Source organism: Pedobacter terrestris (assembly GCF_052343045.1).
Taxonomy (GTDB): Bacteria; Bacteroidota; Bacteroidia; order Sphingobacteriales; family Sphingobacteriaceae; genus Pedobacter.
Genome location: NZ_CP180264.1, coordinates 2,469,114 through 2,490,376 on the forward strand (window position 1 = coordinate 2,469,114; position 21,263 = coordinate 2,490,376).

Below are 21,263 nucleotides of genomic sequence, written 5' to 3' on the forward strand. Positions count from 1 at the left end.
TGCTTCATTTGAAATGCAATATACACAAAAGGAAAAATTATTCGATTAGCTATCAGAGCTATAGCATGTATGGCATAAAAATAACTTGTTTCGATTTTGAGGTATAGCTTCTTTTTGTACCTTTGTGCCGGGCAAGTCTTTTACGACCAGCTCCCTTTGAATCCCCCCAGGGCGGGAACGCAGCAAGGGTAGAAGGTTGTAGCGGTGCGATAAGAGGTGCTTGCCCTTTTTTTACTCCCCAAATCCCCTGAAGGGGGAAAGTAAATTCTTCAGGGTTTATCTGAATACAGAACCTAATAATCATTTTAAGAATTTATAAGCATGAAATTTTTTATTGACACAGCCAACCTTGATCAAATCAAAGAGGCGCAAGATCTTGGTATCCTTGATGGTGTAACTACCAATCCTAGTTTGATGGCCAAAGAAGGCATCACTGGCGACGAAAATGTAATTAATCATTATAAAGCAATTTGTGATATTGTAGATGATAATGTAAGTGCAGAGGTAATCTCTACTACTTATGATGAGATCATCAAAGAAGGTGAAGCTTTAGCTGCATTAAACCCAAAAATTGTGGTTAAAGTGCCGATGATTAAAGATGGTGTAAAAGCCATTAAATATTTTTCGTCTAAAGGCATTAAAACCAACTGTACATTAATTTTCTCTGCCGGACAAGCATTATTGGCTGCAAAAGCGGGAGCAACTTATGTATCTCCTTTTTTAGGCCGTTTGGATGATATTTCTAGCGATGGTTTGGTATTAATTGAAGACATCAGAACAATTTTTGACAATTACGGGTATGAAACGCAAATTCTTGCGGCATCTATTCGCGGTCCATTACACATTGTAAACTGTGCAAAATTAGGTGCAGATGTGATCACTGCTCCTTTAGCAGCAATTGTTGGATTATTAAAACACCCGTTAACAGACAGCGGTCTGGCTCAGTTCTTAGCAGACCATGCTAAAGCGGCAGGTAAATAATACTACTCTTCATAAAAGAAAACGCTTGTAATTTACATTACAAGCGTTTTTTATGCATGGAAACCCATCCTAGGAATGCCGTTTTAGGAAACAGGCCACTCTCCTATCCCTAACAATAGATTTACATATTGAACGTTATATAAAACGTTTAAAACGGAAAAGGCAAGTAAAACATACTCGCCTTTAATTATTGTGTAATAATTCGTTTAGCCTTCTAACTTCTCTTCAATTAATAAATTGATAATTCCATCGGCCATGCCCACTTTTGGAACATAAATCTGTTTAATTCCCGTCCATTTCATTAGCGTTAGGTAAATTTCACTTGCCGGAATGATTACATCTGCCCGATCCGGATTTAACCCAAGTATATTGATTCGTTCTTTGAGAGAATAGCCAGTCAATTTATTATAAAGTGCATTCAGTTTTTGCAAAGACATAGGCGCATTATCTTTCTCTTCGCTCATTCTAAACAGCTTATTTATATTTCCACCTGTACCAATTGCAGCCAGATTTTTATATACTTTGGTATGTTCTTTAACCCAATCTTTCATTTCATCCCAGGTCTCTTCTTTATCCTGGTTATCCAGCATACGAATGGTACCGATATTGAAAGAGCGAGACGCTTCTGGAACTCCTTTCACAAACACGGAAAGTTCTGTGCTACCGCCACCAACGTCTATATATAAATAGGTTTTATTTTCATCAAGATTGGCTTCTACATGATTTGCATAAATAATATTTGCTTCGCGCTGACCTTCGATAATTTCCAAATCAATATCCGTTTCTGCTTTAATCATTTTAACAATATCGGCGCCATTACTGGCTTCACGCATGGCCGAAGTTGCACAGGCCAGATATTCTGACACATGATAAACATCCATTAGATTTTTAAATGCCAACATGGTTTTAACCAGATCTGAAGATTTTCGTGCGGATATATTTTTATCTAAAAACGCATCGTCTCCTAAACGAAGCGGAACCCGTACAAGCGTATTTTTTTTAAAGCTATATTTTCCATCCTGTTTACTGATGTCTGCAATAAGCAATCTTACTGCATTAGAGCCAACATCTATAGCTGCGTATCTTAACATTTTACTGGTGCTTTGTTTTTAAATAATTATAGGTATCAATTTGGGCACGTATCTTCTTGCTCAATCTGTTTTTATGGTATTTATTGCTGTTTGTGGCATTAATTTGCCTTGCTTTAGTATTGTCTTGAAGCTGAAGATCAATAATATCCTGAATTTCTTGCTTAACATCCGGATCTAAAACCGGAAAACCAACTTCTACACGATGTTCAAAATTTCGGCTCATTAAATCGGCAGAAGATAAATACATATCATTTTTGCCGTTATTGCCGAAAATGTACACACGGGCGTGCTCCAGAAATTTATCGATAATGCTGATAGCAGTTATGTTTTCACTGTACCCTTTTACGCCGGGAACAAGGCAACATATACCTCGGATAATCAATTGAATCTTTACACCAGCATTGCTGGCATCATAAAGTTTAGAAATAATTCCTTCATCTGCCAAACTGTTTACCTTTAATAATATATAGGCCAGTTTGCCTTGTTTCGCATTGCGGATTTCACGATTAATAAAATTGATCAGTTTGGAGCGGCTCTCTAAAGGAGAAACGATAAGATGTTTAAATCCTCTGGTTACGGTGCGTTTACTTAAAGCATCAAAAAGTTTTACCAAATCATTAGTAATTTCCTTTTTAGCCGTAAAAATACTATGGTCGCAATATAGACCAGCGGTCTTCTCGTTAAAATTTCCCGTTGCCAGATTGGCGTAATACACCGGTTTCTCTTTCTCAATTCTTTTTATCAAGCAAATTTTAGAATGTACCTTGTAATCGGTAAGTCCGTAGTTTACTTTAACTCCTTCTTCCATTAATCGGCTTGTCCAGAAAATATTCGCTTGCTCATCAAAGCGAGCTTTCAATTCTAAAAGGACTGAAACTGATTTTCCATTTTTGGCTGCGTTAATTAAAGCATTAATAACCTTAGAATTTTCCGCTAAACGATACAGCGTAATCTGAATTTCGGTAACTTTTGGATCGATTGCCGCCTCGCGAAGGAAAAGAATAATATAATCGTAAGATTGATAAGGCAAATTCACCAGGTAATCTTTTTGCGCAATTTTTGCAAACACACTTTCGGTTCTATGCAAACCATGTACTTTAAGTGGCACATTTGGCGTATATTCCAACTCTTTTTTGCCTACGTTAGGAAAGGCGATAAAATCTCCGAATTTGTGGTAACGATTGCCCGGAATTAGACTTTCTGCTTCGAGTTTAAGCTTATTAACCAAAACGGTTAACATATTTAAAGGCATTGCAGAATCATAAAGTAAACGCATTGGTTTGCCTTTTTTCCGTTTCTCCAAACTGCTTTTCAAATCTTCTATAAACTTGTCATTTATGTTCTTATCAATATCCAGTTCAGCATCACGCGTAAGCTGAATAGAATAAGCCTCAAGTTGGTCATAATTGAAAATGTAAAAGATATCATCTAAACTGTAGCGAATAATATCTTCAGCGAGGATGATAAATTTTAAATCGTTGGTTTCTGGAAGCACTAAAAACCGAGGCAGATTTGGCGGAATTTCAATCAGCGCAAATTTCTCTCGCAGTTTACTGTCCTTTTTAGAAAGTTTAACAAAAAAATATAAGAACCGATCTTTAAGTTCTGGAAATGGTTTATCCATATCCAGCATAATCGGCACAAGGTTAGACAAAATCTTATCGCGAAAATGATTTTTGACGAAAGCTCCTCTGCTTACATTGAGTTGCGTATCATTTAGAATAAAAATCCGGTTTTGGGCCAATTCATTAATCAGCGTTGCCTGGAAAAGCTGATCGAATTTACGTTCCTGCTTAACTACGATATTTTTGATTTCATTCAGAATTTTTTTTGGATTAAAACCTAGTAATGCCTTTGCTTTATCGTTCAAATTCGCCAGCCTGGTCATAGTGGCCACCCTTACGCGATAAAATTCTTCAAGATTAGATGAAAATATAGATAAGAATTTGATTCGTTCTATCAGAGGGACGGTTTCATCGGCTGCTTCCTGCAATACTCTTTCGTTAAAATATAGCCAACTGATTTCGCGATTAAAAAATGGAATTTTCTTTATGTTCATCTAGAAAAATAAAAATCCCTGTTTTGCAGGGATGCTCAAAACTGCAAATTAATTTGTTAAGTGGATGTTAATTCATCAACCTGTTCATGTTAACAAATTTATTTTTTAACCGGAGTTATGACTGGTATTTTTTCTTCAACTGCATCTGTTGCCTGTTTTACAGCAGTTTTAGTAGCAGTTGCAGCTTTTGTAACTGCTGCTTTTGCCTGCGCAACCTTCGGAGCTGCTTTTTGAACAACGGGTTTTACGGTTACTTTTGTAGCTGCTGCCGCTTTATCTGCTGCCTGCACAGCCGTAGTTTTCGCCTGAGCGGTTTTAGCAGCTACTTTTTTAACGGTTGTTTTTGCTGCCCCTGCGCTACGCGATAAAATCTGTTCTGCTTTTTGTTCGCTTTCTATTGCTGCAACCTTCACACTTTGCACAACAGGCTTAGCTTTTGAAACTGCCTTTTTTACTACCTGAGCGGCTTTTCCGGTAACTTTATCTTTTGCTTTATCGACTTTCTTAGCAGATTCCTGCACCACTTTCTTTGCATCTTTTGTAACTTTATCTGTCTCTTTTTTTGTTTTTCCTTTAGCAGATTTAGTTGCACTAACCAATTGATCTATTTTATGGCCAACATCGGCTTTGATTACTGTAAATTTTTTGGTCAATTTTTTCGCCACACGTTTACTTGCTTTACCAACCTCATCACCAATTTCAGAAGCATCATGTCCTAAACTTTTAACAACTTCAAGAAATTTATCGCTTAAAGATTGTTCCAATTGTTTCTTTACATCTTTTTTAGTTACTGCTTTTTGAGACTTATCTTTAGTGGTTTTCATATTATTTTTCGTTTTTTTGTGAGGTGATAGAATTTCTATTAAATCTACTTATTTTTTTATATTAAAGCCAATACCATGCCTTCTTTTGATATCGTTAGCAAAGTTGATGCACAGACCTTAGATAATGCCATTAACAATGCAAAAAAGGAAATTTTGAACCGTTATGATTTTAACGGATCTAAAAGTACTGTTGATCTGGATAAGAAAACAAACCTAATTACCATCGTTACGGAAGATGATATGCGTTTGAAAGCCATAGGTGATTCTATAATTTCCAGGATGATGAAACAAAATTTGGATCCAAAAAGTTTGGATTTCGGAAAAGAATTTCAGGCTTCTGGTAATATGATACGCAAAGAAATTTCTATAAAAGAAGGTTTAGACAAAGAAGCAGCGAAGAAAATTGTAGCCAAAATTAAAGCCAGCGGCTTAAAAGTTCAACCTTCTATTATGGATGATCAGGTACGTGTAACCGCGAAGAAAATTGATGATTTACAAGCGGTAATCAGTCTTTGTCGCGGAGAAGATTTTGGCCAACCGCTACAGTTTATCAATATGAGAAACTAAACCTAAAAACTGTGGAAATACGCGAAAACGATTTTATCTTTTCGGATAAAAAAGAACTGCTGCAAGTTAATGCTATTCACCATTATCTAAGTACAGAATCTTATTGGGCAAAAAATATTCCTTTAGAAATTGTAGAGCGTTCTATTGAGCATTCGCTGTGTTTTGGTGTGTATAAAAATGGTGTACAGGTTGGTTTTGCACGGTGGATTACAGACAAAGCAACATTTGGCTGGTTATGTGATGTATATGTTGAAATGCCTTACAGAGGTTTGGGGCTATCAAAAAAACTAATGTCATTTATGATTTTCCATCCCGATTTGCAGGGGCTGCGCAGATATCAATTGGCTACACTGGATGCACATAAACTTTATGAACAATTTGGTTTTAAAGCGCTGGCAAATCCCGAAAGACAAATGGGAATTTCTGTGCCAGAAATATACAGCAATCCGAATCAGCCTTAAACAAAACCTTTTCTTATAATACTTGTTTTTCAATCACATCAAAACACAGATTGACATGAAAAACATTTTTTTATTTAACGCAATACTTCTTTTTGCACTCGCTTTTCAATCTTGCCAAACTGCCGATAAAAAATCTGCAACAACAAAAGACAGTGTATCTGGAGATACAACTATGGTAAATGGAATGCATGAAACGGGGTCAGAAAGCACAGAAAGTAAACTTGATGCACAAGGATCAGATTTTCTGAAAACTGCTGCAACAGGCGGACTTATGGAAATTGAAGCAGCAAAAATTGCACAGGCAAATTCAAAAAACACCCAGGTTAAAGGTTTTGCAACATTGATGTTGGCAGACCATACCAAAGCAAATATGGAATTGAAAGCCCTGGCGATAAAAAAGAAAATAATTGTGCCAGATAGTTTGCCAGAGATGGAGCGCAGCCATTTAAACGAAATGAAAAAAATGAGCGGTGCCGATTTTGATAAACATTATATGAATATGATGCTTACAGATCACGATAAAACCGTTAAATTGTTTACACAAGGTTCAGAAAACAGAGATGTTGAACTGAAAAATTTTGCTTTAAACACTTTAAAAGTGATTAAAGAACATGATTCTTTAGCGAAGCAAATTGTGGCAAAACAAAAATAATTGTTAGCAATTAGCGTTTAAAATCCCGCGCATTATGTAGCGGGATTTTTTTATTTAACAATCTTTAACATCAATGTATAATTATCGTCATTAAGGCTATTTACTATAACGTTTCTCAAAATAAAACTTAAATTCACGATTAAATTTTCAATATAATACACAAGAATGAACAACAATCATTTTCTAAAATCGGCAGTTGCACTGGCAGTTTTTGCTATCGCACCTTTCTTTGCCGATGCACAAAAAGCCAACTGGCAGAATATGGATCTGAAAACAGACACTGTATTCGGAATTGACACAGATAAAGCATATAAAGAACTTTTAAAAGGAAAAAAGTCTACACCTGTTATTGTTGCAGTTAATGATGGTGGTGTAGATTATCAGCATGAAGACCTGAAAGGAATAATTTGGGTAAATAAAAAAGAGATTGCTGGAAATGGTAAAGATGACGACAAAAACGGCTATATAGACGATATTCATGGATGGAATTTTATTGGCGGACCAAAAGAATCCATCAATTACGAAACCCTGGAGCTTACACGTTTGGTAAGACGTGACCAACAACGTTTTGCGGGTACAACAGATGCCAATGTTGCAGAAAAAGACCTTGCAGATTTTGCTGCTTTTAAAGCCGCACGTGCAGATATGGAAAAACAACTTGCAGAAGCCAGAAGTGGTTTAGCGAATTACCGCGGACTTAAAACTGCGCTTGATGAAACTGTAAAGAAAATTGGAAAGGAAAAACCGACTGCAGAAGATTTTGCAAATTTTAAACCTACAAATCAAGCAGAAACCAGTATCCAGAATATCATGGCAAATGTTTTAAAAGACATGAGTTTTGACGATTTTTATAATGGAGAACTTCAGGAAGGACTGGATTATTTTGGTCGCCAGGCAGATTACAATCTGAACATCGATTATGATCCGCGCGGTATAGTTGGTGATGATCCAAATAATTCTGAAGAAAAATTTTATGGCAATAACGACATCACTGGGCCAGATGCATTGCATGGTACACACGTTGCCGGAATTATTGCTGCAGACCGCACAAATACAATCGGGATTAATGGTGTAGCCGATAATGTGCTGATTATGGGTGTTCGCTGTACACCAAATGGCGATGAACGCGATAAAGACGTGGCAAACGGTATTCGTTATGCGGTAGATAATGGTGCGAAAGTCATCAATATGAGTTTTGGAAAAGCATATAGCTGGGACAAAAAAATAGTGAACGAAGCAATGAAATACGCAGCTTCTAAAGATGTTTTAATTGTACAGGCTGCTGGTAACGAAAACAAAAATATTGATGTAGAAAATAATTTTCCAAATCACAAAGATTTGGATGAAAAAACAATTGCATCTTGGATTACTGTTGGTGCTTCTGGCCCGAATGATGACGCTACTTTAAAAGCAAGTTTTTCAAATTACGGCAAAACCCAAGTAGATGTTTTTGCACCGGGCGTGCAGATTTATTCTACAGTACCTGGTTCAAAATATAAAAAATTAGATGGCACAAGTATGGCTTCGCCGGTTGTTGCAGGTTTGGCAGGGTTAATCCGTTCATATTACCCTAAACTAACAGCAGCACAGGTTAAAGAAATAATTGTTAAATCTGTGGTTAAAGTGAACCACAACATTGAATATGCTAAAGGCGAAGAGCCAGACGCAGAAAAAATATCAGTTCCATTTTCTGATTTATGCATCAGCGGCGGAATTGTAAATGCTTATAACGCATTAAAATTAGCAGCCACTTATAAATAAGTAAAATACTACTTAAACGAAAACGGCGAACCTTTTAGGCTCGCCGTTTTCGTTTTTATGAAATGTACACTCTAAATTGTTGCCATATCAATTACGAAACGATATTTAACGTCGCTGGATAAAACGCGTTCGTAAGCTTCGTTAACATAGTTGATATTAATCAGTTCAATTTCTGAAACAATGCCATGCTGAGCACAGAAATCCAACATTTCTTGTGTTTCTTCTATTCCGCCGATACTCGAAGCAGTAAGCACTCTGTTTCCGCCCATCAAAGCAGAACCCGGAAATTTTAATGGTTCTGGTGGTATACCCACACAAATATGCACGCCGTTAACATTTAATAATTTCAGGTACATTTCATAATCGTGAGGAGCAGAAACAGAATCGATTGTAAAATCGAAATATTTCGCATATTGCTTTAACTGCTCCGGATCTTTTGTCACCACAAAATTGTGTGCACCTAATTTACGTGCATCTTCTTCTTTAGATGGAGAAGTGCTCAAAACAGTAACTTCAGCACCAAAGGCAACAGCAAATTTCACTGCCATATGGCCTAAACCGCCCAAACCTAAAACTGCTACCTTATGTCCTTTAGAAATATTCCAACGTTTAATTGGAGAATATGTAGTTACCCCTGCACAAAGCAAAGGTGCTACACCTGCTAAAGGCAATTTATCAGAAACATGCACTACAAATTCTTCTGTGCATACAATTTTGTTAGAATAACCGCCGTAAGTAGGCGTCATTTTATCGCGTTCTAAACTATTATATGTCCATACTGTTTCGCCCTTTTCACAGAATTGTTCCTGTCCGCCTTTGCAGGTTGGACATTCTTTGCAGCTGTCTACCATACAACCAATTCCGGCCAAATCGCCAACTTTAAATTTGGTTACTTCAGCACCGACTTCTGTAATTCGGCCAACAATTTCATGTCCGGGAACAATAGGATACCTTGCTGGTCCCCATTCGCTCCGCACCTGATGTATATCTGAATGGCAAATGCCACTAAACAAAATATCAATAAGCACATCCTTAGGGCCAACATTCCGTCGATCAAAATTCCAGGGAGCCAAACGATCGGTTTGGCTATGTGCTGCATATCCTTTTGCTGCTATCATAATTAAATTTATTTTTTTTCAAAGCTAGAAGAATCGTAGAGAATCTTAGTCATAATCAATTCATTTGACGGGAATTTAAGGAATGTTGCCATCCAGTTTACGTGAAAAGCATTCATTATCAAAATCCTAACAAGAAGACTAATCAGCTGGCACAGTTTCAATTTTCATAGATTACTTAATGGCACATTATTCAATTTATCTTTTAAAATCTGCTGCATATTTATATTTTTATCCCCATGGAAGAAGTTAAAACACTGCCCGAATTGAGTGCAGAAGAACAAAGGGTTTTGGGTTCACTAATAGAAAAAAGCCGAACCACGCCCGATTATTACCCAATGACATTGAATAGTTTAACGGCTGCCTGCAACCAAAAAAGCTCTAGAAATCCGGTGGTAAACTACGATGAAGAGACGGTAACGCTCACCTTAAATTCACTGAAAATTAAGGGTTTAATTTCCACGGCCACGGGCGGTTCAAGCCGGGCAACAAAATATAAACACAACTTAGGTATTGTATATCCGCTGGTTCCTTCAGAACTTTCCATTTTATGTTTGCTACTGCTCCGCGGACCTTTAACGCCGGGCGAAATCAACAGCAATTCTGGCCGGTTATATGAATTTGAAAATATAGAAGAAGTTTTATCACAACTGCAAAAACTGTCAGAAGAAGAACCTGCATTTGTGAAGCAACTGAGTAGGAAATCCGGGCAGAAAGAAGCCCGTTTTGTGCATCAACTTGGCGAATATCAGGAAATTGAAGAATCAGAATTGAAAAATGTAGCGGTTCCCCAAATCTCTGTAGAATTAGAGAACCGCGTACTTAAACTTGAACAGGAAGTAGAAGAGTTAAAAGAACTGATCAACCTGCTGATGGATAAATAATTAATCCTGATATTTTTTAAAAATTGTGCTGGCAACATGGCCACCAAAACCGAAAGTATTGTTCAATACATAATCTAATGACTTATGTACTGGTTTTCCCAATACAATATCCAAACCTTGTGGAACTTGGTCGTCAAGGTTTTGGGTATTGATTGTTGGCGGAACCACACCATCGCGGATGGCGAGAATACTGATTACACTTTCTATTGCACCGGCAGCACCAAGTAAATGGCCGGTCATAGATTTTGTTGCGCCAACCAAAACCGGAACGCCTTCAAATACAGTGGCAATTGCTTTAAGCTCGCTCAAATCACCCAAACCTGTAGAAGTTGCATGCGCATTTACATACTGGATTTTATCTGCGGTAATGCCCGCATCTTTCAACGCTTTTTTCATACCCAACTGCGCGCCAATACCGTCTGGTGGCGTACCGGTTAAATGATAAGCATCTGCTGCCATACCGCCGCCAACAATTTCTGCATAGATATGTGCGCCTCTTTTTAATGCGTGTTCTAAATCTTCCAGAACAAGTGCACCTGCACCCTCTCCCATTACAAATCCATCGCGGTCTTTATCAAACGGACGAGATGCGCCCTGCGGTTTTTCGTTGTTTTTGGAAAGTGCTTGTGCGGCATTGAACCCACCAACAGAAGCTTCTGTAATTGCAGCTTCAGAGCCACCTGCAATCATAATATCGGCTTTGCCAATTCTGATGGTATCAAATGCACTGATAATCGCCGTGTTAGACGATGCGCAGGCAGATACTGTACAATAATTTGGCCCGCGTAATTTATGGCGAATAGAAATAGCGCCTGCAGCAATATCAACAATCATTTTCGGGATAAAAAACGGACTAAACCTTGGTGTTTTGTCGCCTTTATGAAACTCATCAAGTTGTTGTTCAAATGTACTGATACCGCCGTTTCCGGTGGCCCAGATTACGCCAACTTCTGCCAATTGATCGTCGCTCATAGAAGTAAAATCCAAACCAGCATCCTGTATGGCCTGATCGCTTGATGCTAAAGCGTACTGCGTGAAGACATCGTACTTCTTAATTTCTTTTTTCTCTAAAAAAGATTCCGGATTAAAGTCTTTAACTTCTGCAGCAAAATGCGTTTTGAATTTACTGCTATCAAATTTCGTAATTGGTCCTACTCCACTTTGGCCGTCGATAATATTTTTCCAAAACTGCTCAACTGTGTTTCCGAGAGGCGTTAAAACGCCCAAACCTGTTACAACTACTCTTCTCATTCTTTTATATATAATTGTGCAATAAAAAACACCAGTTCAAAAAATTAACGTCAGTTTACGACTACTTCGTTTTTTGAACTGATGTTTGAGCGGCAAAGATGGCTATAATAAGCGCAAATGCCAATCGTTTTTTCAAGGGATTTTATTCACCGCTTGGTGTATTAGATAATCTTTGTGCATTCATCGCCTGAAGTGCACTTTCTGGCGAGGCCAAATACAGTGCGTAAATTTTTGCTGTATCGCCTACATGAATTTCGTATTCATCATTCGTTAAAGCGTGTAATAAAGCTTCAGCAACGGCGGCAGGTTTTATTCCGTTAGCGCCGCCAATTGCTTTAGAGAATTCCGTATCAACCAATGGCGGCATCAATTCAAATACTTTAACAGAAGTATCGGAAAGCGTTAGTCTTAATGAAGTGGTGTAAGAATGTAATGCGGCTTTACTTGCTGCGTAGGTTGGCAGATAGATTCCTGGCGCAAAAGCCACAACCGAAGAAACATTTACAATAGCCGCCTCCTGCTGATTTTTAAGTAAAGGAAGTAGTTTCTGGTTCAGACGAATGATAGATAAATAATTCGTCATCATCTCATCTTCTGCATTTTTATATGCATCAATAGTTTCATCAGCTAAATTGTAAACCGCTGCATGCCCGGCGTTGTTGATCACCAAATTGAGCTTTGGAAAATCAGTTTTAATGCGGTGAACAAGCGCATTCACCTCTGCAGCATTGCTTACATCAGACTGAATGGCCGTAACATTGTGCAGTTGCGACACCGCCGAATCTAAGCGGTTCTGATTTCTTCCGGTAATAATAACGTGGTTATTTAGAGCTGAAAATTGTTTGGCAATTTCTAGTCCGATGCCGGCACTTCCGCCAACAATGAGAATGGTATTTTGTGAAGTTTTCATATCTGTTTTACAATTTAATAATTAGGCAAGTACTTGTTCCGTGTGCATAAACGGCTCCATTTTGATCAATTAATTGAGCTTCTACTAAAGCGGTGCGCCCGCCGAGGTTAATCACTTTCGATACAGTTTTTACGTTTCCGGCATTTACCGTTAGGGCTTTGAGAAAATTCACCTTCAACTCTAACGTGGTATAAATTTTACCTGCAGGCAAAAGCGAGTGTAGTGAACAACCCATTGCCGAATCCAGAATGGCAGAAATAACACCGCCGTGCACCGTGCCGATTGGATTGTAATGAAATTCTTGTGGAACAAATTCAAACACCACATTTCCTTCTTGCATGTCGGTTACAGAAAAATCGAGCGTATACATTAAAGGTGGCAAAGGAAATTGACCTGTGCCCATTGCTCTCAAATAATCAATTCCATTCATTTTAATGGCGTCTTTTGCGCCATTTGCAGGATCTTTCCAAGTAATAGTTCGCTCTCTTTTCATAATTAAAATACCGATCGGTATATTTTTAGATAAAATTTTTTAGCTTAGGTTTTCGATATAATTTTTTAAAGAATCCATAATCAGATCCCAATTCGCTCTACTGTTTGTAAGTCTGGCAATCATCACTGCGCCTTCGATCATTGCAATTATGGTTAAAGCTACTTGTTCTGGTAACAGCGCATTACGTATTTCGCCGTTGTGCTGTCCTTCGATAACCAATCTGGAAATCGCTTGTTTCCAACTGTTAACTGCATATATTGCTTTCTCGCGAAGCGTGGGGTGTGTATCGTCTGCATCTACGGCAGTATTTAATACCGGACAGCCGCCACTCAGTTTAGAATCTTGTAAATAATCTGTATACATATTCATATACACCATTAATTTGTCTGTAATAGACTTCTGCTTAGCCATTGCTGCACTAATCCGCATTACCATTTGCTGGTGGTTATAATCAAATGCAGCCAGTGCAACTTCATCTTTGTTTGCAAAATTGCCGTAAATGCTTCCTTTAGTCAAACCTGTTGCTGCAGTAAGGTCATTCATTGATGTACCTGCGTAACCTTTTTTATTAAAAATTGCGGCCGTTTGTTCAATAATGTAATTCCTTGTTCTTTCTGCTTTATTCATCATTTTATTTTGACTGCACAAATATATACCAATCGGTATAAAACATAAGTCATTGTAAAGTATTTTTTACTACGTTTGAATTTCGTAACTTCGCTTCTATGAGCAAAACGGAAACGATTGAAGATTTTTACCAAAATAAATTTAATTTTCTCCCAGAAAACCTGCAGAAAGAAGTTGGGCATTTTAACGTCTTCAGAACAGAAAACTGTTTGGCAGAAGGGCGCACGCCAATCAGTTATAACCGCAGAGATTATTACAAAGTTGCCTTAATCCGCGGACATAATCTTTATCATTATGCAGATAAAAGTGTAGAAATTAATGGAACAGCTTTAATGTTTTTTAACCCGCTGGTACCTTATACCTGGGAATTACTTAGTGGTAAAAAAGAAGATGTTACCGGTTTCTTTTGCATTTTTACAGAAGCTTTTTTTGCCGAAAAAATACGTGGAAAATTAGCTGATTTGCCAATGTTTTCGCCAATGGGCAAACCAGCATACATATTAGACGCAGAACAGGATGAACGCGTAAGCGCTATTTTTCTGCGCATGCTGGATGAAATCAATACAGACTATATGTATAAATACGATTTGTTGCGAAATTATGTAACCGAGATTACCCACTTTGCACTGAAAACCGAACCATCTGAAGCGTTATATAAACATACAGATGCAAAAACGAGGATTACTTCAGTTTTTGCAGAGCTTTTGGAACGTCAGTTCCCAATAGAAAATACCACGCAACGTTTTAATCTTCGCTCTGCGAAAGATTACGCCGATCAGCTTTCGGTACACGTAAATCACCTGAACCGGGCAATTAAGGAAACCACCGGAAAAACAACAACACATTACATTTCTGAACGTTTGCTGAGTGAGGCAATGGCATTATTGAAGCATACAGACTGGAATATTTCTGAAATTGGTTACTGCCTTGGCTTTGATGAACCGGCTCACTTCAATAATTTTTTCAAGAAAATGACCAGTCAAACGCCTACTTCTTATAGAATTGTTTGAATTTCGTAATCATCGGTTTGATTAACGTAGCCGCCCAAATGATTTCCCACCGTAATTTTGTCTTAACAAAAAAGAAAAAATTATGGGCGACAAAAAAGTTTGGTTGGTAACAGGTGCTTCAAAAGGTTTAGGTTTAAGCTTAGTAAACCAACTGTTAAATGCCGGGCAAAAAGTGGCAGCAACATCCCGGTCAATTAACGATTTAATAGATGCTGTAAATACAAACTCCAGCAATTTTCTTCCTCTTGCCGTAAACCTGACGGATGAAGGAAGTGTACAACAAGCAGTTGCTGATGCTGTACAAAAGTTTGGGCGTATAGATGTTGCAATTAACAACGCGGGCTACGGAATCGGTGGAAGCATTGAGGAACTGAGCGACAGTGAAACCAGAGAAAGCTTCGACGTTAACGTTTTCGGAACAATCAATATTATCCGCCAGGTTATGCCTTTCATGCGCAAACAAAAGTCTGGTAATATCATCAATATCTCTTCTATTGCTGGTATTGCCGGCGCAACAGGTTGGGCAGTTTATGCAGCGGCAAAATCTGCGGTAATTGCTTTATCAGAAGTACTTGCTGAAGATGTTAAAGCATTTGGCATAAAAGTTACCGTTGTTGCACCCGGCGCATTTAGAACCAGTTTTCTTACACCAGAATCTTTAGTAATGGCGGCAAAGCCAATTACAGAATATGAAGATGTACGCGCGGTGCACGAGCGTTATCTAAAAATGGATGGCGCGCAAATTGGAGATCCAGACAAAGCTGCTGCTGCGATGATTGCATTGGTGGCAATGCCACATCCACCTTTGCATTTATTGTTGGGTAACGATGCTTTAGACCGTGCAAATACAAAAATCAACGCGTTAAGCAAAGAGTTTAATGACTGGAAAGCAATTTCCGTTTCCACAAATTTCGAACAAGATCTTGTTTAAATAAGGACAACTAAAATTTCACATCAAATATGAAAACACAAAAAGTATGGTTTGTAACAGGCGCATCTAAAGGCCTGGGATTAACACTCGTAAAAAAATTATTGGCAAATGGCAGTCAAGTTGCAGCAACATCGCGCACGCTTTCTGATTTAGAAAAAGCTGTTGGCGAGCATGAAAATTTTCTTCCGCTTAGCATGAATTTAATTGATGAGCAAAGTGTAGAACTTGCTATTGGACAAGCTATTGCAAAATTTGGGCAGATTAATGTTGTGGTAAATAACGCTGGTTATGGAATGCTTGGTGCTTTAGAAGAACTGAGCGATGCCGAATCTCGTCAGAATTTCGATGTAAATGTTTTCGGATCGTTAAATGTAATCCGTAAAGTGATGCCGCAACTGCGCAAACAGCAATATGGTCATATTTTCAATATCTCATCTATAGGAGGTTTCAGCGGCAATTTTCCGGGTTTTGGCATTTACTGCGCAACAAAATTCGCAGTGGCCGGGTTTACAGAATCCTTAGCTGCAGAAGTAAAATCATTCGGCATTAAAGCTACAGTTGTAGAACCTGGTTATTTTAGAACAGATTTTCTGTCGTCAGGATCATTAGCGGTGCCAAACCAACCGATAGATGCTTATAAAGAAGTGCGCGATTCTCAAAATGCGCATCAGGTCGAAATCAATCACCAACAACCTGGCGATCCGGAAAAAGGAATTGATGTAATTATCGCGGCAGCTGAAAGCGAAAATCCGCCTTTGCATTTGTTCTTAGGTCCGGATGCCTATCAACTTGCGCAAGCAAAAATTACCGATGTGCAGCAGGATATGGAAAATTGGAAAGCACTGGCTACCGCGACAAATTTTGACGCCTAAAAGAGATTTGGTTCACGAAGGAATAGCTTTGACAACTTCTCGGCAATTGTGTAATTTAAGTTGTCAAAGCTGAACCAAATCAGCATTCTTCATTTCTCCAGCTTCTTAAAAATCTGTATCGATAAAGTAAAAAAAAGGCAAATATTGATAAGCTGAGATTTTATTTGAAACCCAATTCACTATCCAAAATACACATAAAGATATCTCGTCAGGAACTGACCATTATATTGCATTTAGCGGCTAAAAACAATGTATTCTTTCATTAAAAAAACCTAAATTTGCAGCTTCAAAAAAAAAGCATGATTCATTTCTTCCTTAGTCAATCACAAGCGGTGTTTGTTCTTCAAACTGATAATTCGCTTTCCGAAACGGACATTACTAAACTTGAATGGTTATTTGGCGGCGCCAAACTTTCTACAAATCAATCGCTTAGCGGTTTTTTTGTTGGTCCGCGGGCGGCGATGATTACACCCTGGAGTACAAATGCGGTAGAAATTACGCAAAATATGGACATGCAAGGCGTTATTCGCATTGAAGAATTTAAGCAGGTTACTGAAGATTTTTCGGATTACGACCCAATGCTTTCACAGAAATATGATCACTTAGACCAAGCGGTTTACACTATTGATATACAGCCAGAATCCATTCTTGACATTACGGATATTGCGGCATTTAATAAACAAGAAGGTTTATCACTGAGCGATGAAGAAGTAAATTATCTTGAATCTCTTGCAACACGATTAGAAAGACCATTAACCGATTCTGAAGTTTTCGGCTTTTCTCAAGTCAATTCTGAGCATTGCAGACATAAGATTTTCAATGGAAAATTTGTAATTGACGGCGAAGAAAAACCAAGTTCTTTATTTAAACTTATCCGCAAAACATCAGAAGAGAACCCCAACGATATTGTTTCGGCATACAAAGATAACGTGGCTTTTATTAAAGGGCCAACGGTACAACAATTTGCACCAAAACGCGCAGATATTCCTGATTTTTATGCAACAAGTGATTTTGAATCGGTTATTTCCGTTAAGGCAGAAACACACAATTTTCCAACTACGGTAGAACCGTTTAACGGTGCTGCAACTGGTTCTGGAGGGGAAATCAGAGATAGACTTGCCGGCGGACAAGGTTCTTTACCGCTTGCCGGAACTGCGGTTTACATGACTGCACTTTCTCGTTTAGCAACAGATCGCCCTTGGGAAAAGGGAATGCAAGAAAGAGAATGGTTGTACCAAACGCCGATGGACATTCTGATTAAAGCGTCTAACGGTGCAACAGATTTCGGAAATAAGTTTGGCCAGCCATTGATTACAGGCTCTGTATTGACGTTTGAACATGATGAGCAATCTGATCAACTTGATGCGGCTCCAAGAAAATTAGGATTTGATAAAGTAATTATGCTTGCTGGTGGCGTAGGTTATGGTAAGGCAAGTCAGGCACAAAAACAAAAGCCACAAGAAGGCGATAACATTGTTATTTTAGGTGGCGAAAATTATAGAATTGGAATGGGCGGTGCAGCAGTATCTTCTGCAGATACCGGAGCATTCGGAACGGGAATTGAATTAAACGCCATTCAACGTTCAAACCCAGAAATGCAAAAAAGAGCGGCAAATGCTGTTCGTGGTATGGTAGAAAGCGATCACAATCCAATTGTTTCTATTCACGATCACGGCGCTGGAGGCCATTTAAACTGTTTATCAGAGTTGGTTGAAGAAACTGGCGGTTTAATCAATTTGGATAAACTTCCGGTAGGCGATCCTACCCTTTCTGCAAAAGAAATTATCGGCAACGAATCTCAGGAGCGTATGGGTTTGGTTATCGGTAATGAACATATCGAAACCCTTCAAAAAATTGCAGATCGTGAGCGTTCTCCGATGTATACAGTTGGTAAAGTTACCGGCGATCATCGTTTTACATTCAAATCAGAGAAAACCGGTGTAAAACCAATGGATTTGGAATTGAAAGATATGTTTGGCAGCTCGCCAAAAATTGTAATGGAAGATAAAACCATCGACCGCAAATATGCAGATTTGGTTTACGATCCGTCAAATATGGAGCAATTCCGCAATTTATTAAATCAGGTTTTACAATTAGAAGCCGTAGCTTCTAAAGATTGGTTAACCAACAAAGTAGACCGCTGCGTTGGCGGGCGCGTTGCAAAACAACAAACTGTTGGTCCGTTGCAATTGCCTTTAAATAACTGCGGTGTTATGGCGCTTGATTTTCAGGGCAAAGAAGGAATTGCTACTTCAGTTGGCCACGCGCCTTTATCTGCGCTGATAGATCCTGCCGCTGGTAGCCGAAATGCTATTGCAGAATCCCTTTCAAATCTTATCTGGGCACCTCTAAAAGATGGTTTAACCAGTGTTTCTTTATCTGCAAACTGGATGTGGGCATGTAAAAACGAAGGTGAAGATGCCAGATTATATAACGCAGTAAAAGCGTGTTCTGATTTTGCGATTGATTTGGGCATCAACATTCCTACCGGAAAAGATTCCCTTTCCATGAAACAGAAATACCAAAATGGCGATGTTATTGCGCCTGGAACGGTAATTATTTCTGCTGCTGGAAATTGCAGTGACATTACTCAAGTAGTAGAACCGGTATTGAAAAAAGATGGCGGGTCAATTTATTACATCAATTTATCTAATGACAGCTATAAATTGGGTGGATCTTCTTTTGCACAGATTCTAAATAAAATTGGTTCTGAAACTCCAGATATTAAAGATGCTGCAAAACTGAAAATTGCATTTAATACTTTACAGCAACTAATTAAAGAAGATAAAATACAAGCCGGACATGATATTGGCAGTGGTGGTTTAATTACTACATTGCTTGAAATGTGTTTCGCAGACCGCAATCTAAGCGCAACAATAGATCTTTCTTCACTAAACGAAACAGATCTTTTCAAAGTCTTATTTGCTGAAAATATCGGGATTGTGTTTCAGGCGGATGCCAGCGCAGAAGAATTACTTGAGGCAAATGGCGTAACATTCTATAAAATTGGATCGGTAAATGAAGGAAATGAATTAAGTATTTCCAATAATGGCCATACAGAACTTTTCGATATTGAGCAGCTTAGAGATACCTGGTTTAAAACCTCATATCTTCTTGATGAGAAACAAACTGGTGCAGGTTTAGCAAAAGAACGTTATGCAAATTACAAAAACCAACCTTTGCAATACAATTTCCCGGCACAGTTTGACGGGAAAAAACCAGTAATTGACGCGTCAAAACCAAGACCAAAAGCAGCCATTATCCGCGAGAAAGGCAGTAATTCTGAACGCGAGCTTGCAAATGCCATGTATCTTGCCGGTTTTGATGTAAAAGATGTACACATGACGGATTTAATTACCGGTCGTGAAACGCTTGAAGACATTCAATTCATTGGTGCAGTTGGTGGATTTTCCAATTCGGATGTTTTGGGTTCTGCAAAAGGTTGGGCCGGCGCATTTATGTACAATGAAAAAGCACGCGTAGCACTTGAGAATTTCTTTGCCCGCCCGGATACTTTATCGGTTGGTATTTGTAATGGTTGCCAGTTGTTTATTGAGCTTGGCTTAATCAACAAAAATCACGACGAAAAACCAAAAATGCTCCACAATAAAAGCGGCAAACACGAAAGTATTTTCACTTCATTAACATTACAAGAAAACAATTCAATCATGCTGTCAACATTGGCTGGCAGCACGTTAGGTGTTTGGGTTTCGCATGGCGAAGGTCAGTTTGCGTTGCCATACGCTGAAGATCAATACCAGATTGTGGCTAAATATGCGTATGAAAGTTATCCGGCAAATCCAAACGGATCTGACTATAATACTGCCATGATGTGTGATGAAACCGGCCGACACTTGGTAATGATGCCACATATTGAGCGATCTTTATTTCAATGGCATTGGGCAAATTATCCAAATGGCCGAAAAGACGAAGTTTCTCCATGGATTGAAGCTTTTGTTAATGCCAGAAAATGGGTTGAAAACACAAAATAATCCGTAGAATTAGGGAAAAAGCACTTTCAGTGTTTGTTTAAAACGAATAAAACCTATCCTCATAGTTGTAAACCAGCTTTGAGGATTTTTTTTTGCTGTTTATTTTCTTGAAAATGAGTCAATTAGAAACTCTAAACTACGCGCTCAATGAAATTAGAACTTTAAAAAAACTTCACCAAACCTGGTTGTTGAGCAGATCTGCGGCTTTAGTAGAAACACCAGACATAAATTTTGATGACATTACAAACGCCATTTTCAGCAGCGGTCCTTTCTATTATTATATTGTAGATTTTTTTGATATGTCTTTGTCTAATGTTAGTCCGAAGATTTTTGACATTCATGGCTTAAATCCCGAAACAGTAACATTTGAAAATATTTTACAGACCAATCATCCTGATGATGTTTCATTTGTGGTAGAAGCAGAGTCTATGATAACCAATTTCTTTTATGAACGCCTCACCGCCGAAAAATTATTGAGCTATAAAATGAGTTATAGCTTTAGAAGCTGACTTAAAGATGCAAGTTATGCCTTACTAAACCACCAAGCTTTATTGCTATCGATTGATGAACACGCAAAGACAGGAAAATCTTTAAATATTCATACGCGGATTGATCACATGAGTAACTTAAATACCTATAAAGTTTCATTAATTGGGTTAAATGGCGAACTTTCACTGTTTTTAATATTTTGAATCTACAACTCAAACTGAAGGGAGACCGATTGAATTGCAATCGTCCGTTGACAACAGAAACACATGTATTTAAAACTTATATTAAAGTAT

Annotated in this window: 19 protein-coding genes and 1 other RNA gene; 12 read left to right on the forward strand and 8 right to left on the reverse strand. The window is 38.2% G+C overall.

The window, feature by feature from the left end; translation table 11 throughout:
- Positions 1 to 129 precede the first annotated feature (129 nt).
- Positions 130 to 229, forward strand: an RNA gene (gene ffs / locus ACJVDH_RS10480) — signal recognition particle sRNA small type.
- A gap of 92 nt (positions 230 to 321) precedes the next feature.
- A complete protein-coding gene (gene fsa, locus ACJVDH_RS10485; protein WP_443947520.1) occupies positions 322 to 981 on the forward strand; it encodes a fructose-6-phosphate aldolase in 660 nt (219 codons plus the stop codon).
- 206 nt (positions 982 to 1,187) lie between these two features.
- Here the strand turns inward: fsa and ACJVDH_RS10490 are convergent, their stop codons facing one another.
- The 3 genes from ACJVDH_RS10490 to ACJVDH_RS10500 form a co-directional block, all read right to left on the reverse strand.
- Positions 1,188 to 2,072: a Ppx/GppA phosphatase family protein gene (locus ACJVDH_RS10490; protein ID WP_443947521.1), complete on the reverse strand. Its 885-nt coding sequence runs from the start codon at positions 2,070 to 2,072 to the stop codon at positions 1,188 to 1,190.
- A gap of 1 nt (position 2,073) precedes the next feature.
- A complete protein-coding gene (gene ppk1, locus ACJVDH_RS10495) occupies positions 2,074 to 4,131 on the reverse strand; it encodes a polyphosphate kinase 1 (RefSeq protein WP_443947522.1) in 2,058 nt (685 codons plus the stop codon).
- 98 nt (positions 4,132 to 4,229) lie between these two features.
- Entirely contained in the window at positions 4,230 to 4,955 is a 726-nt protein-coding gene (locus ACJVDH_RS10500; protein ID WP_443947523.1) for a hypothetical protein, read from the reverse strand.
- Positions 4,956 to 5,030: 75 nt separating this feature from the next.
- Here ACJVDH_RS10500 and ACJVDH_RS10505 point away from each other — a divergent pair, with 75 nt between their 5' ends.
- From ACJVDH_RS10505 to ACJVDH_RS10520, 4 genes are all read left to right on the forward strand, one after another.
- Positions 5,031 to 5,522: a YajQ family cyclic di-GMP-binding protein gene (locus ACJVDH_RS10505; RefSeq protein ID WP_443947524.1), complete on the forward strand. Its 492-nt coding sequence runs from the start codon at positions 5,031 to 5,033 to the stop codon at positions 5,520 to 5,522.
- 11 nt (positions 5,523 to 5,533) lie between these two features.
- Positions 5,534 to 5,983: a GNAT family N-acetyltransferase gene (locus tag ACJVDH_RS10510; RefSeq protein WP_443947525.1), complete on the forward strand. Its 450-nt coding sequence runs from the start codon at positions 5,534 to 5,536 to the stop codon at positions 5,981 to 5,983.
- A gap of 55 nt (positions 5,984 to 6,038) precedes the next feature.
- Positions 6,039 to 6,635 carry a DUF4142 domain-containing protein gene (locus ACJVDH_RS10515; RefSeq protein ID WP_443947526.1) on the forward strand — a complete coding sequence of 199 codons (597 nt, stop codon included), beginning with the start codon at positions 6,039 to 6,041 and terminating at the stop codon, positions 6,633 to 6,635.
- Positions 6,636 to 6,800: 165 nt separating this feature from the next.
- A complete protein-coding gene (locus ACJVDH_RS10520; RefSeq protein WP_443947527.1) occupies positions 6,801 to 8,396 on the forward strand; it encodes a S8 family peptidase in 1,596 nt (531 codons plus the stop codon).
- Between the two features lie 71 nt (positions 8,397 to 8,467).
- Here ACJVDH_RS10520 and ACJVDH_RS10525 read toward each other — a convergent pair whose 3' ends face one another.
- Positions 8,468 to 9,514 carry an NAD(P)-dependent alcohol dehydrogenase gene (locus ACJVDH_RS10525; protein WP_443947528.1) on the reverse strand — a complete coding sequence of 349 codons (1,047 nt, stop codon included), beginning with the start codon at positions 9,512 to 9,514 and terminating at the stop codon, positions 8,468 to 8,470.
- 236 nt (positions 9,515 to 9,750) lie between these two features.
- Here ACJVDH_RS10525 and ACJVDH_RS10530 point away from each other — a divergent pair, with 236 nt between their 5' ends.
- A complete protein-coding gene (locus ACJVDH_RS10530) occupies positions 9,751 to 10,395 on the forward strand; it encodes a YceH family protein (RefSeq protein WP_443947529.1) in 645 nt (214 codons plus the stop codon).
- Here ACJVDH_RS10530 and fabF read toward each other — a convergent pair whose 3' ends face one another.
- The 4 genes from fabF to ACJVDH_RS10550 all read right to left on the reverse strand — a co-directional run bounded on the left by fabF (position 10,396) and on the right by ACJVDH_RS10550 (position 13,679).
- Positions 10,396 to 11,646 (reverse strand): beta-ketoacyl-ACP synthase II, encoded by a 1,251-nt coding sequence (fabF, locus tag ACJVDH_RS10535; protein WP_443947530.1) that lies wholly within the window; start codon positions 11,644 to 11,646, stop codon positions 10,396 to 10,398.
- A gap of 142 nt (positions 11,647 to 11,788) precedes the next feature.
- On the reverse strand, positions 11,789 to 12,556 hold the full coding sequence (locus ACJVDH_RS10540) for an SDR family oxidoreductase (RefSeq protein ID WP_443947531.1): 768 nt from the start codon (positions 12,554 to 12,556) through the stop codon (positions 11,789 to 11,791).
- Positions 12,557 to 12,563: 7 nt separating this feature from the next.
- Positions 12,564 to 13,049 (reverse strand): PaaI family thioesterase, encoded by a 486-nt coding sequence (locus tag ACJVDH_RS10545; RefSeq protein ID WP_443947532.1) that lies wholly within the window; start codon positions 13,047 to 13,049, stop codon positions 12,564 to 12,566.
- 39 nt (positions 13,050 to 13,088) lie between these two features.
- The gene (locus ACJVDH_RS10550; RefSeq protein ID WP_443947533.1) at positions 13,089 to 13,679 is read right to left on the reverse strand and encodes a TetR/AcrR family transcriptional regulator; all 591 of its coding nucleotides are present in this window, start codon (positions 13,677 to 13,679) and stop codon (positions 13,089 to 13,091) included.
- Positions 13,680 to 13,774: 95 nt separating this feature from the next.
- Here ACJVDH_RS10550 and ACJVDH_RS10555 point away from each other — a divergent pair, with 95 nt between their 5' ends.
- The 5 genes from ACJVDH_RS10555 to ACJVDH_RS10575 all read left to right on the forward strand — a co-directional run bounded on the left by ACJVDH_RS10555 (position 13,775) and on the right by ACJVDH_RS10575 (position 20,990).
- Positions 13,775 to 14,686 (forward strand): helix-turn-helix domain-containing protein, encoded by a 912-nt coding sequence (locus ACJVDH_RS10555; RefSeq protein ID WP_443947534.1) that lies wholly within the window; start codon positions 13,775 to 13,777, stop codon positions 14,684 to 14,686.
- An 82-nt stretch (positions 14,687 to 14,768) separates the two neighbouring features.
- Positions 14,769 to 15,617: an oxidoreductase gene (locus ACJVDH_RS10560; RefSeq protein WP_443947535.1), complete on the forward strand. Its 849-nt coding sequence runs from the start codon at positions 14,769 to 14,771 to the stop codon at positions 15,615 to 15,617.
- A gap of 29 nt (positions 15,618 to 15,646) precedes the next feature.
- Positions 15,647 to 16,489 (forward strand): SDR family NAD(P)-dependent oxidoreductase, encoded by an 843-nt coding sequence (locus tag ACJVDH_RS10565; RefSeq protein WP_443947536.1) that lies wholly within the window; start codon positions 15,647 to 15,649, stop codon positions 16,487 to 16,489.
- Between the two features lie 299 nt (positions 16,490 to 16,788).
- The gene (gene purL, locus ACJVDH_RS10570; protein WP_443947537.1) at positions 16,789 to 20,481 is read left to right on the forward strand and encodes a phosphoribosylformylglycinamidine synthase; all 3,693 of its coding nucleotides are present in this window, start codon (positions 16,789 to 16,791) and stop codon (positions 20,479 to 20,481) included.
- 113 nt (positions 20,482 to 20,594) lie between these two features.
- Positions 20,595 to 20,990 carry a hypothetical protein gene (locus tag ACJVDH_RS10575; RefSeq protein ID WP_443947538.1) on the forward strand — a complete coding sequence of 132 codons (396 nt, stop codon included), beginning with the start codon at positions 20,595 to 20,597 and terminating at the stop codon, positions 20,988 to 20,990.
- Positions 20,991 to 21,263 lie beyond the last annotated feature (273 nt).

Coding starts and splice junctions, on each gene's coding strand:
- ACJVDH_RS10490 (WP_443947521.1), bottom strand. CDS start 2,072: ATGTTAAGATACGCAGCTATAGATGTTGGCTCTAATGCAGTAAGATTG.
- ACJVDH_RS10545 (WP_443947532.1), bottom strand. CDS start 13,049: ATGAAAAGAGAGCGAACTATTACTTGGAAAGATCCTGCAAATGGCGCA.
- ACJVDH_RS10520 (WP_443947527.1), top strand. CDS start 6,801: ATGAACAACAATCATTTTCTAAAATCGGCAGTTGCACTGGCAGTTTTT.
- purL (WP_443947537.1), top strand. CDS start 16,789: ATGATTCATTTCTTCCTTAGTCAATCACAAGCGGTGTTTGTTCTTCAA.
- ACJVDH_RS10565 (WP_443947536.1), top strand. CDS start 15,647: ATGAAAACACAAAAAGTATGGTTTGTAACAGGCGCATCTAAAGGCCTG.
- ACJVDH_RS10515 (WP_443947526.1), top strand. CDS start 6,039: ATGAAAAACATTTTTTTATTTAACGCAATACTTCTTTTTGCACTCGCT.
- ACJVDH_RS10550 (WP_443947533.1), bottom strand. CDS start 13,679: ATGATGAATAAAGCAGAAAGAACAAGGAATTACATTATTGAACAAACG.
- ACJVDH_RS10505 (WP_443947524.1), top strand. CDS start 5,031: ATGCCTTCTTTTGATATCGTTAGCAAAGTTGATGCACAGACCTTAGAT.
- ACJVDH_RS10540 (WP_443947531.1), bottom strand. CDS start 12,556: ATGAAAACTTCACAAAATACCATTCTCATTGTTGGCGGAAGTGCCGGC.
- ACJVDH_RS10575 (WP_443947538.1), top strand. CDS start 20,595: ATGAGTCAATTAGAAACTCTAAACTACGCGCTCAATGAAATTAGAACT.
- ACJVDH_RS10560 (WP_443947535.1), top strand. CDS start 14,769: ATGGGCGACAAAAAAGTTTGGTTGGTAACAGGTGCTTCAAAAGGTTTA.
- fsa (WP_443947520.1), top strand. CDS start 322: ATGAAATTTTTTATTGACACAGCCAACCTTGATCAAATCAAAGAGGCG.
- fabF (WP_443947530.1), bottom strand. CDS start 11,646: ATGAGAAGAGTAGTTGTAACAGGTTTGGGCGTTTTAACGCCTCTCGGA.
- ACJVDH_RS10530 (WP_443947529.1), top strand. CDS start 9,751: ATGGAAGAAGTTAAAACACTGCCCGAATTGAGTGCAGAAGAACAAAGG.
- ACJVDH_RS10555 (WP_443947534.1), top strand. CDS start 13,775: ATGAGCAAAACGGAAACGATTGAAGATTTTTACCAAAATAAATTTAAT.
- ACJVDH_RS10525 (WP_443947528.1), bottom strand. CDS start 9,514: ATGATAGCAGCAAAAGGATATGCAGCACATAGCCAAACCGATCGTTTG.
- ACJVDH_RS10500 (WP_443947523.1), bottom strand. CDS start 4,955: ATGAAAACCACTAAAGATAAGTCTCAAAAAGCAGTAACTAAAAAAGAT.
- ppk1 (WP_443947522.1), bottom strand. CDS start 4,131: ATGAACATAAAGAAAATTCCATTTTTTAATCGCGAAATCAGTTGGCTA.